The organism is Azoarcus sp. TTM-91 (genome assembly GCF_012911025.1).
Taxonomy (GTDB): Bacteria; Pseudomonadota; Gammaproteobacteria; order Burkholderiales; family Rhodocyclaceae; genus Azoarcus.
The window spans coordinates 1-10,337 of record NZ_WUEI01000142.1 but is presented as its reverse complement, the minus strand read 5'-3'; the positions used below and the strand labels follow the sequence as shown (position 1 = coordinate 10,337).

Sequence of the window (10,337 nt, the reverse complement as noted above, 5' to 3'; positions counted from 1 at the left end):
ACGATCTCGCCGGCCTGCTGGCCCTGCCCAGCCCCTTCCCCACCGAGGCCGGCACCGTGCTGCTGCAGGAGCCGGCCGGCAGCTGCCCGATAGCATTGGGCACCCGCCTGAACGAAGGCAGCTACGGCCGTCCCTTCGTGCTGGAGCAGGACGGCTACCGCTACCTGCACTTCAATCTGCGCTTCCAGCAGAGCGGCATGTGCCTCGCCCGGCCGCAGGCGCTGGACCTGGCCTACACCCGCGGCATGATGGCCTTCCTGCTGTTCGTGCCGCGCCCGCGCGCCATCCTGCAACTGGGCCTGGGCGGCGGTTCGCTGGCCAAGTTCTGCCACCAGCACCTGCCGGCCACCGACATCACCGCGGTGGAGGTGGATGCCGACGTGATCGGCTTCCGCCGCGCCTTCCGCATTCCGCCGGACGATCACCGCTTCCGCATCATCCACGGCGACGGCGCCAGCGTGCTGGCGATGGAGGAACGCCGCCAGGACGTCATCCTGGTGGACGTGTTCGACGAATACGGCGTGCCCGCCTCGCTCGCCAACAGCCACTTCTACGAGACCATCCACCAGCGCCTGTCGGCCAACGGCGTGCTGGTGATGAACATCGCCGGCGACCGCGAGGACTACCGCCTGCATGTGGATCACATGGCCATCGCCTTCGACGACCGGGTGATCGCCATGTCGATCAAGGACGACGGCAACTACCTGCTGTTCGCCTTCAAGAGCCCGGATTTCGACCCGCGCTGGAAATGGATGCCGGCGCAGGCGCGCGAGCTGCAGGCCCGCCTGGGCCTGGATTTCCCGGAGTTCGCCCGCCAGCTGGAGCGCGGCCAGAAGCTGCGGCTGGCGCAGCGGCTGGCGCGTTGAGCAGCCGCCCCCGCGTGGCAGGCGGCGCTCACAGCTTCGCCGCCACCACCTCCGCGATCGCCAGCGCCGCCGTCAGCCCCGGCGACTCGATGCCGAACAGGTTCACCAGCCCGCGCACGCCATGCTCCGCCTCGCCCTGGATGAGGAAATCCGCCGCCGCCTCGCCCGGCCCCGACAGCTTGGGGCGGATGCCGGCGTAGGCCGGCTGCAGCGCGCCGTCCGGCAGGCCCGGCCAGTAACGGCGGATGGCGGCATAGAAGCCGTCGGCGCGGCGCGGATCCACCGTGTAGTCGATGCGCTCCAGCCACTCCACGTCCGGCCCGAACCGCGCCTGGCCACCCAGGTCCAGCGTCAGATGCACGCCCAGCCCGCCCGGCTCCGGCACCGGGTAGATCAGGCGCGAGAACGGCGAGCGCCCCACCAGGCTGTAGTAATTGCCCTTGGCCAAGTGCAGCGGCGGCACCGTCGCCGGGTCCAGGCCGGCCAGCGCGGCGGCGACGCGCTGCGCCTGCAGGCCGGCGCAGTTCACCACCACCCCGGCCTTCACCGCCATCGGCTGCGCGCCGCCCACCTCCAGCAGGATGCCGTCGCCGGCCACCTCGCCGCGCAACACCGGCGAACCCAGCGCCACCGCGCCGCCGGCCGCCTCGCAATCGCCCTGCAAGGCCCGCATGAAGGCGTGGCTGTCGACAATGCCGGTGTCGGCGCAGTGCAAGGCGGCCACGCACTGCAGCGCCGGCTCCGCCGCGCGCGCGGTGGCGGCCGGCATCATCTGCAGGGCTGTCACCCCGTTCGCCCGTCCCGCCGCCAGCAGGCGCTCCAGCGCATCCGCCTGCGCCGCCGCGGTGGCGACGATGAACTTGCCGCAGCGCCGGTGGGCGATGCCGCGCGCCGCGCAGTACTCGTACAACAGCTGCCGCCCACGCACGCACAGCGCCGCCTTCAGCGAGCCGGCGGGGTAATAGATGCCGGCGTGGACGACCTCGCTGTTGCGCGAGCTGGTGACGGTGCCTGGCGCCCGCTCGCTCTCCAGCACCACCGTCTCCAGCCCGCGCTGCGCCAGCGCCCGTGCCACCGCGAGGCCGACCACGCCGGCGCCGATGACGATGCAATCCACTCTTTCCATCCGCCGCAGCCATCCGAAAGACAGACCCCGGACGATAAGCCAGTTCGCCGCTCAGGCGGGAGTCATCCGGCCCGGCGGGCCAGCGCCGCGGTGTTATCCTCGGCCACATCCGCGCCCCACCGCGGGCTCAGACCAAAACCAGAACCCCCAAGGAAAGCAGCAGCATGGACATCGGCCAGATCAGCGAGGCCATACAACGCGACGGCGTCTGGGTCGTCTTCGTCAACGTGCTGCTGCAGCAGCTCGGCCTGCCGGTGCCGGCGGTACCCACGCTGCTGCTGGCCGGCAGCCTGGCGCTGACCTCCGGCCAGGCGGGGCAGATGCTGCTGGCGGCGGTGGCCGCCTCGGTGCTGGCGGACTGGCTGTGGTACCTCGCCGGCCGCAGCTTCGGCTACCGGGTGCTGAACGGCCTGTGCCGGCTGTCCATCAACCCCGGCTCCTGCGTGTCCGAAACCGAGAGCCGCTTCCTGCGCTGGGGGCTGGGCTCGCTGGTGCTGGCCAAGTTCATTCCCGGCTTCTCCACCGTCGCCCCGCCGATTGCCGGCGCGCTGCGCATGCCGCTGCCGGGCTTCATCGCCGCGGTGTCGGCCGGCGCCATGCTGTGGGCCGGCGGCGCGCTGCTGGCCGGCTGGCTGCTGCGCGAGCGGGTGCGGGAGGCCATCGCCACGCTGAACGAGCACGGCGTGCTGGTCGTGGTTGCCCTCGCCGTCGCGGCGGCGGTGTGGCTGGGCTGGAAGCTGTGGCAGAAATACCGCTTCGAGTGCCTGGCCGCCATTCCCCACATCACCCCGGCGGAGCTCATCGACGCCCTGGCCTCGCCGGCGCCGCCGCTGCTGCTGGACCTGCGCGGCGCCACCATGCAGGCGGAAACCGGGCCCATTCCCGGCGCAACGCCGATCTCCCTCGACGAACTCCGCGCGCTGGTGGGCAAGGAGCCCTGGGACCGCGCCATCGTCACCCTGTGCGCCTGCCCGGAAGACGCCAGCGCCATCAAGGCCGCGCGCGAGCTGGGCAAGCTGGGTTACACCTCGGTGCGGCCACTGCGCGGGGGGTACGAAGCCTGGCTAGCCTCCGCCCGGCCGCAGGAGGAACAGGAGGAGATCCAGCCCAGCGGGCAGCCGTGATGCCGGCGGCGCCCGCCCGGCGCCCCGTGCCGCAGCGCGGCGGCCCGGCGGCGGCGAGTTCCGGGATAATGCGCGGCCCGGGAAGCGGCGCCAGGCCACGGCCGCCACCGCTTTCCGCCCCTCCGTCCCTGCCCTGAACCGCGCCCCCACCTCATGTCCGCCCCGGAACAGAACCCCAGCATCCAACGCAAGGTCGTCGTCGCCGCCTGCTTCGGCACCTTCCTCGAGTGGTACGACTTCCTCACCTTCGCCACGCTGGCCATCTACTTCAGCGTGCTGTTCTTCCCGCCGGACGACCCGGTGACCGCGCTGCTCGCCAGCCTGGGCACCTTCGGCATCGGCATGATCGTGCGGCCGCTAGGCGCGGCGCTGTTCGGCTCGCTGGGCGACCGCTACGGCCGCCGCGCCATCTTCCTCGCCACCATCGTGCTGATGGGCGCCTCCACCTTCTGCGTCGGCCTGCTGCCCACCTATGCCAGCATCGGCGTCGCCGCGCCGGTGCTGCTGCTGGTGCTGCGCATGCTGCAGGGGCTGTCGGTGGGCGGCGAGATCGGCGGCGCCGCGGTGTACCTCACCGAACACGCGCCCACCGGCCGGCGCGGCTTCTACACCAGCGTGCTGCAGCTGATGGGCCCGCTGGGCATGATGGCCTCCACGCTGCAGATCGTGGCGCTGCAGGCCTTCCTCAGCGATGCGGAGTTCCGCGACTGGGGCTGGCGGGTGCCCTTCCTGGTTTCCATCCTGCTGCTGGCCATCTCCATCCGCAGCCGGCTCAACCTGCACGAATCGCCGGTGTTCCGCCACCTGCGGGAGAAGAACGCGCTGGCCAAGGCGCCGCTGCGCGAATGCTTCCGCGACCGCCACACCCTGGGCCGCATGACCCTGCTGTTCTTCTGCATCTCTGCCGGCGGCTCGCTGTTGTTCTTCTCCGCCCAGGTCTACACCACCGTGTTCCTGAAGAACGTGGTCAAGCTGGACGCCGCCACCACCAGCCAGCTGGTGCTGGTCGCCACCCTGGCGCTGTTCCCGCTCACCCTGTACGCCGGCCGCCTGTCCGACCGCATCGGCCGCCGGCCGGTGCTGCTGGCCGGGCTCATCCTCGGCGCCATCGCCATCCTGCCCGCCTTCCACGGCCTGCTCACCTATGGCAACCCGGCGCTGGAGCGCTTCAACCGCGAAGTGCCGGTGGTGCTGCAAGGAGTTGACTGCCGCTATGACCCCTTCACCGCCCCGCGCAACGACTGCGAACGCTACCAGGAGCTGTTCGCCCGCCTGGGTGTGGTGCATAGCCGCGCGCCCGGCGAACTGGCGGTGCGGATAGGCGGGCAGCAAGTGGCCGGCTACCAGCCCGCCGCGGTGCAGGCGGCCATGCTCGCCGCCGGCCGGCCAGACGCGGCCGACCCGGCGCAGGTGAACCGCCCCGCCATCGTCGGCCTGCTGCTGGTGCTGGTGGTGGCGCTGGCCTGCATCACCGGACCGCAGACGGCGACGCTGGCCGAACTCTTCCCCGCGCGCACCCGCTATACCGCGGTGGCGCTGCCGCACAACCTCTCCGCCGGCTGGATAGGCGGCCTCTCGCCCTTCATGGTCACCTGGCTCAGCGTGCGTGCCGGCGACACCCTGGCCGGCCTGTGGTACCTGGTCGGCCTGCTGGGGGTAGCCGCCGTCGTCGGCCTGCTGTTCCTGCCGGAAGTGCGCGACCGCGACCTGGAGACCTGAGCGTCTCCGTCTCCGGGCACACCGAATGCATGGCTGCGCGCTGCCGCGGCATGGCGTACAAAGAATGCAGCAAGCGGAACGAACCGCCAGCGCCTGGAGGGCTCTATCGCCATGCCGGCGGAGCGCTCCCGCCCGCCTGCGGGCCTGAAGCGGCCCCGCCCACGGCAACCCGTCGCGCCGAACCGGAGACTGCAATGACATCCGCTCACGACTTGTCGCCCCGACTCACCCGCGCCCAGTTCCTGCGCCTGGCCGCCGGCACCCTCGCCGGCCTCGCGCTGGCCCCGGCGCGCGCCGCCCCGCCCCAGCCCGGTGGCGGCGGCGACCGCCCGGACAAGCTCCTCACCCGCCCCATTCCCGCCACCGGCGAAGCCCTGCCGGTGATCGGCTGCGGCACCTACATCGGTTTCGACGCCGCGCCGGACAGCGACGAATACCAGCGCCTGCCCGGCGTGCTGCAAACCCTGTTCGACGCCGGCGGCTCGGTGCTGGACAGCTCGCCGATGTACGGCCGCGCCGAAGCCACCACCGGCGAACTGCTGGCCGCCGCCGGCAGCCGCAAGCGCGCCTTCATCGCCACCAAGGTGTGGATACGCGGCCGCAGCAACGGCATCCGTCAGATGGAGGAATCCCTGCGCCTGCTGCAGACCCCGCAGCTGGACCTGATGCAGATCCACAACCTGGTGGACTGGCGCGCCCACCTTGCCACCCTGCGCCAGTGGAAGGAGGAACAGCGGGTGCGCTACCTCGGCGTCACCCACTACACCGCCGCCGCCTACCGCGAGCTGGAAGCGGTGATGCGCAACGAGCGCTTCGATTTCGTGCAGATCAACTATTCGCTGGACGCCCGCGAGGCCGAGCAGCGCATCCTGCCGCTGGCAGCCGAGCGCGGCATGGCGGTGCTCATCAACCGCCCCTTCGGCGGCGGCGGCCTGCTGCGCAAGCTGCGCGACCGCCCGCTGCCGCCGTGGGCGGCCGACATCGGCGCCGCCAGCTGGGCACAGCTGCTGCTGAAGTTCGTGCTCGGCCATCCGGCCGTCACCTGCGCCATCCCCGGCACCGGTCGCCCGGAACACATGGAAGACAACGTCGCCGCCGGCATGGGCACCATTCCCGGGCCGGAGTTCTGGCGCCACCATGCGGATCTGATCGAGCTGTAGACAGGCCGCGCTCAGCGCGGCATCCGCTCCCGGTTGAGGGGGAAATCCCGCGTCACCTGGTAATGCTCGGTTTCCTCTCAGGCCAGCCGGCTGACGCCGGCGGCCAGGGCGCCGGCAGGCGACGGGAAAGTCCGGATTCCGCAAGCACGGCCCGGGTATGCCGGGGCACTCGCTCCACCGGGAGCGGCGGCCACCTCAGTCGCTGGCCGCGGCCCGGGCCTGCACCGCGCTGCGCGCCGCGCCCAGCGCCACCACCACCGCGCCCGCCTGCAGCACCGCCACGCCGGCCATCACCAGCGAGAAATGGGCGTGGTCCATCAAGGGCCCGAACACCAGCGGCGACAGCGCCATGCCACCGTCTATGCCGGAATACACCAGGCCGTAGATGCGGCCGTAGGCACCGGAGCCGAAGCGGGACACCGCCGCCCGCCGCACCAGGATGTCGCGCGACGGCCCGGCGATGCCAGTGCAGAAGCCGATCGCCGCCAGCGCCGGCACCGCCGCCCAGGCCGGCAGCGCGCCGGCGGCCAGGGTCACCGCGGTCAGCGCGGAAAAGCCGAGGAAAGCGGCCACCACCCGTTCGTGCGCCGCCACCCGCGCCGCCAGGAAACCGCCGCTGAACACCCCGGCCGCCGAGGCCAGCAGGAACACGGTGATGCCGCTGGCCGCCACCGGCAGGCTGAGGTCGAACAGTGCCTGCAGCAGCGGCGTACCGTAGTTCTGGAAGGCGCCGAAGCCCATGGTGGTGAAGAAGAAGAACAGGAAGCACAACCACACCGCCGGCACGCGGATGAAGTCCAGCGAGCGTGCCTTATCCGGCTGCGCGCGCGCCGCCACCCGCTCCGCCTCGTCCGCCAGCCAGCCGCGGGCGAGGAAGAGGCAGCCGACGCCGGCGAAGGCCACCAGCGCCGCACCCACCGCCGCCGCCCGCCAGCCGGCCACGCTGGCGATGCCGACGATGAACGCCGGCGCCAACGCCCAGCCGATGTTGCCGGACAGGCCGTGGGCGGAGAAGGCATGGCCCAGCCGCTTCTCCGACACCTTGCGGTTGAGCAGGCTGAAGTCCGCCGGGTGGAACACCGCGTTGCCCACGCCGGCCACCGCCGCCGCCACCAGCAGGCCGCCCAGGCCCTGCGACACCGAGATCAACAAGGCCGCCACGCCCAGGCAGGCCACGCCGCCGCTCAGCACCCGGTAGGCGCCGAAGCGGTCCACCGCGAAACCGGCCGCCGCCTGGCCGAAAGCGGAAACCAGGAAGAAGGTGCTGGTGGCCAGGCCGACACGGGTGAAATCCAGGCCGAAGGCCGGAATCAGCCAGGGAAACAGCGCCGGCAGCACCAGCTGGAAGAAGTGGGAAGTGCCATGCACGAAGGCCACCACCGCGATCACGCCGAAATCGTGGCGCGCCGGTGCGGGTTCGGAAGGGGGAAGCGTGAGGGTCTGGGTTGCCATGGAACTGCCGCAAGAAAGGGGTTTGCGGCATCATAGACGGGCCAGAACTGGCAGGAGACAGCCAGTCAGACAATAACTATCGTGATCATGCCACGCACCATCGTCGACCTCCCCGCCCGGCGTCCGCCCACCGCGGCAGACCCTATCGCCGTCGCCATCCGCAAGCCACCGCGCGACTCGGTGATTCCCTACCACTCCCATGCCTGGGGCCAGCTCGCCTTTCCGGTCAGCGGCGCGCTGTGCCTGGACGTGCCTGGCAGCCGCTGGCTGGTGCCGCCCTACCGCGCGGTGTGGGTGCCGCCGGGCATCCCTCACGAGGTGCTGCTGCTGGGCAAGGTGGAGATGCACACGGTGCATGTGGCCGCCGAGTTGGCGCCGCTGCCGGAGGCGCAGTGCACGGTGATCGAGATCGGCCCGCTGGCGCGGGAGCTGATCAGCGCCCTGGCCGCCAACCCGCCGCCCAGCGGCGAGCACCTGCGCCAGATCCAGGCCCTGCTGCTGACCGAGCTGGCCCACGCCCGCACGCTGGACCTGCGCCTGCCGCAGCCGGCCGACCGCCGCCTGCGCGCGCTGTGCGAAGCGCTGATGGACGATCCCGCCGATACCGCACCGCTGGAGGAATGGGCGCAGCGGGTGGGCGCCAGCGCCCGCACCCTGGCGCGGCTGTTCCAGGCCGAGATGGGCATGTCCTTCGGCCTGTGGCGCCAGCAGGTGCGGCTGAACCGCGCCACCGTGCTCGCCGCCCAGGGCCGGCCCTACGCCGAGATCGCCGCCGAGCTCGGCTACGCCAGCCCCAGCGCCTTCTCCGCCATGTTCCGCCGTGCCTACGGCATGTCGCCGCGGCGCTTCTTCGGCGGCCAGCCGGGCTGAGGAAAGCGCGGCCGGTCAGCGGCCCCGGCCCCCGCAGCAGGCTTCCCAAGCGCAGTTCGAGCTAGGAGCCAGGCAGGCATGAAGCGCCATGCCGTGTGAGCGGGGAAGGTGGATACGCCTCCCCCAGGCGCGACATCCTGCGGCAATCGCCTCGGACCATCCCGGCGCGAGCCGGCGCCGCAAGGCGGCACGCCCGTCCCGGGGCACCGCCGGCAGGCCGGGCTTCCCTTGATGGCGGACCGGAACTCAGGCGGCCTGTACCGGTTTGCCGAGCAGGGCCTGCGCCACCGCCTCCGCCACCCGAATGCCATCCACCCCGGCGGAGAGGATGCCGCCGGCGTAGCCCGCACCCTCGCCCGCCGGGAACAGGCCCTTCACGTTCAGGCTCTGGCAGTCGGCGCCGCGGGTGATGCGCAGCGGCGAGGAGGTGCGCGTCTCCACCCCGGTGAGCACCGCGTCGTGCATGGCGAAGCCCTTGATCTGGCGGTCGAAGGCGGGGAAGGCCTCGCGCATGGCGTCGATGGCGTAGCCCGGCAGCGCGGTGGCCAGGCTGCCCAGGCGCACCCCCGGCTTGTAGGAGGGCTCCACGCTGCCCAGCTGCTGCGACGGCCGGCCGGCGATGAAGTCCCCGACCAGCTGGCCGGGCGCCAGGTAATCGCCGCCGCCCAGCTCGTAGGCATGAGACTCCAGCTCGCGCTGCAGCGTGATGCCGGCCAGCGGGCCACTGCCGGGGTAATCCTCCGGCGTGATGCCGACGACGATGCCGGCATTGGCGTTGCGCTCGTTGCGCGAGTACTGGCTCATGCCGTTGGTGACCACCCGCTTGGGCTCGGAGGTGGCCGCCACCACCGTGCCGCCGGGGCACATGCAGAAGCTGTACACCGAGCGGCCGTTCTTCGCGTGGTGCACCAGCTTGTAGTCCGCCGCGCCCAGCAGCGCGTTGCCGGCGTGGCGGCCGAATCGGGCCTTGTCGATCAACGACTGCGGGTGCTCCACCCGGAAGCCGACCGAGAAGGGCTTGGCCTCCATGAACACGCCGCGGGCGTGCAGCATCTCGAAGGTGTCGCGGGCACTGTGGCCCAGCGCCAGCACCACATGGTCGCAGCGCAGTTCGCCGCCGTCGGCCAGGGTCAGGCCGCGCACATGGCCGTTCTCGATCAGCAGGTCGCTCACCCGCTGCTGGAAGCGGATCTCGCCGCCCAGGGCGATGATCTCGGCGCGCATCTGCTCCACCATGCCGACCAGGCGGAAAGTGCCGATGTGCGGCTTGCTGATGTAGAGGATTTCCTCCGGCGCGCCGGCCTTCACGAACTCGGTGAGCACCTTGCGGCCGTAGTGCTTCGGGTCCTTGATCTGGCTGTAGAGCTTGCCGTCGGAGAAGGTGCCGGCGCCGCCCTCGCCGAACTGCACGTTGGATTCCGGGTTCAGCGTGCTCTTGCGCCACAGGCCCCAGGTGTCCTGGGTACGCTCGCGCACCGCCTTGCCGCGCTCCAGCACGATGGGGCGGAAGCCCATCTGCGCCAGCACCAGCGCGGCGAAGATGCCACAGGGGCCGAAGCCGACCACCACCGGCCGGTTGGTGAAGCCTTCCGGCGCCTGGCCGACGAAGTGGTAGCCGGTGTCCGGCGTCGGTCCGATGTCGCGCTCGCCGGCATGGCGGGCCAGCAGCGCCGCCTCGTCGCGCACCGTCACGTCCACCGTGTAGATCAGCGAGGGCGCGTCCTTCTTGCGCACGTCGTAGCTGCGCTTGAACACCAGGAAATCCTGCACGTCGCCGGCGGCCACGCCGAGGCGGCGGGCAATCGCCGCCGGCAGGGCGTCGGCCGGGTGGTCCAGGGGCAGCCTGAGTTCGGTAATACGCAGCATGGGGAAAACATCCGGAAGAGGCGGGAAACGGGAGAAGATCGGCCGGCGCCGCGCGGAAAACCGGCGGGCGACGGAGGGCGGATTTTACGCGATCCGGCCGGCGCACCGGCAGCCGCCGGTTAGAATGCCGCCCACCCGCCGGTTTTCCGCGCGG

General features: G+C 71.7%; 8 protein-coding genes. 5 read left to right on the top strand and 3 right to left on the bottom strand.

Annotation, left to right across the window (positions count from 1 at the left end):
• Positions 1 to 866 (top strand): fused MFS/spermidine synthase (locus GRF61_RS21755; protein ID WP_248281390.1); only part of this gene is annotated, 866 nt, incomplete at its 5' end.
• 28 nt (positions 867 to 894) lie between these two features.
• Here the strand turns inward: GRF61_RS21755 and GRF61_RS21750 are convergent.
• Positions 895 to 1,992: an NAD(P)/FAD-dependent oxidoreductase gene (locus tag GRF61_RS21750; RefSeq protein WP_169152716.1), complete on the bottom strand. Its 1,098-nt coding sequence runs from the start codon at positions 1,990 to 1,992 to the stop codon at positions 895 to 897.
• A 164-nt stretch (positions 1,993 to 2,156) separates the two neighbouring features.
• On the opposite strand from GRF61_RS21750, the gene GRF61_RS21745 reads away from it, so the two are divergent.
• From GRF61_RS21745 to GRF61_RS21735, 3 genes are all read left to right on the top strand, one after another.
• Positions 2,157 to 3,116: a VTT domain-containing protein gene (locus GRF61_RS21745; RefSeq protein WP_169152715.1), complete on the top strand. Its 960-nt coding sequence runs from the start codon at positions 2,157 to 2,159 to the stop codon at positions 3,114 to 3,116.
• A 153-nt stretch (positions 3,117 to 3,269) separates the two neighbouring features.
• On the top strand, positions 3,270 to 4,835 hold the full coding sequence (locus tag GRF61_RS21740) for an MFS transporter (protein WP_169152714.1): 1,566 nt from the start codon (positions 3,270 to 3,272) through the stop codon (positions 4,833 to 4,835).
• Positions 4,836 to 5,029: 194 nt separating this feature from the next.
• Positions 5,030 to 5,995, top strand: a complete 966-nt coding sequence (locus GRF61_RS21735) for an aldo/keto reductase (protein WP_169152713.1) — start codon at positions 5,030 to 5,032, stop codon at positions 5,993 to 5,995.
• 195 nt (positions 5,996 to 6,190) lie between these two features.
• On the opposite strand, the gene GRF61_RS21730 is transcribed toward GRF61_RS21735, so the two are convergent.
• A complete protein-coding gene (locus tag GRF61_RS21730) occupies positions 6,191 to 7,447 on the bottom strand; it encodes an MFS transporter (RefSeq protein WP_169152712.1) in 1,257 nt (418 codons plus the stop codon).
• 87 nt (positions 7,448 to 7,534) lie between these two features.
• Between GRF61_RS21730 and GRF61_RS21725 the strand changes: the two genes are divergently transcribed.
• Entirely contained in the window at positions 7,535 to 8,317 is a 783-nt protein-coding gene (locus GRF61_RS21725; protein ID WP_169152717.1) for a helix-turn-helix transcriptional regulator, read from the top strand.
• Between the two features lie 246 nt (positions 8,318 to 8,563).
• Here the strand turns inward: GRF61_RS21725 and GRF61_RS21720 are convergent, their stop codons facing one another.
• Complete coding sequence (locus tag GRF61_RS21720) at positions 8,564 to 10,183, bottom strand: NAD(P)/FAD-dependent oxidoreductase (RefSeq protein WP_169152711.1); 1,620 nt, start codon at positions 10,181 to 10,183, stop codon at positions 8,564 to 8,566.
• Between the last annotated feature and the right edge of the window lie 154 nt (positions 10,184 to 10,337).

Excerpts from the sequence above, each read along its gene's own strand:
- GRF61_RS21740 (WP_169152714.1), top strand. The coding sequence starts at position 3,270 with ATGTCCGCCCCGGAACAGAACCCCAGCATCCAACGCAAGGTCGTCGTC.
- GRF61_RS21725 (WP_169152717.1), top strand. The coding sequence starts at position 7,535 with ATGCCACGCACCATCGTCGACCTCCCCGCCCGGCGTCCGCCCACCGCG.
- GRF61_RS21745 (WP_169152715.1), top strand. The coding sequence starts at position 2,157 with ATGGACATCGGCCAGATCAGCGAGGCCATACAACGCGACGGCGTCTGG.
- GRF61_RS21735 (WP_169152713.1), top strand. The coding sequence starts at position 5,030 with ATGACATCCGCTCACGACTTGTCGCCCCGACTCACCCGCGCCCAGTTC.
- GRF61_RS21730 (WP_169152712.1), bottom strand. The coding sequence starts at position 7,447 with ATGGCAACCCAGACCCTCACGCTTCCCCCTTCCGAACCCGCACCGGCG.
- GRF61_RS21720 (WP_169152711.1), bottom strand. The coding sequence starts at position 10,183 with ATGCTGCGTATTACCGAACTCAGGCTGCCCCTGGACCACCCGGCCGAC.
- GRF61_RS21750 (WP_169152716.1), bottom strand. The coding sequence starts at position 1,992 with ATGGAAAGAGTGGATTGCATCGTCATCGGCGCCGGCGTGGTCGGCCTC.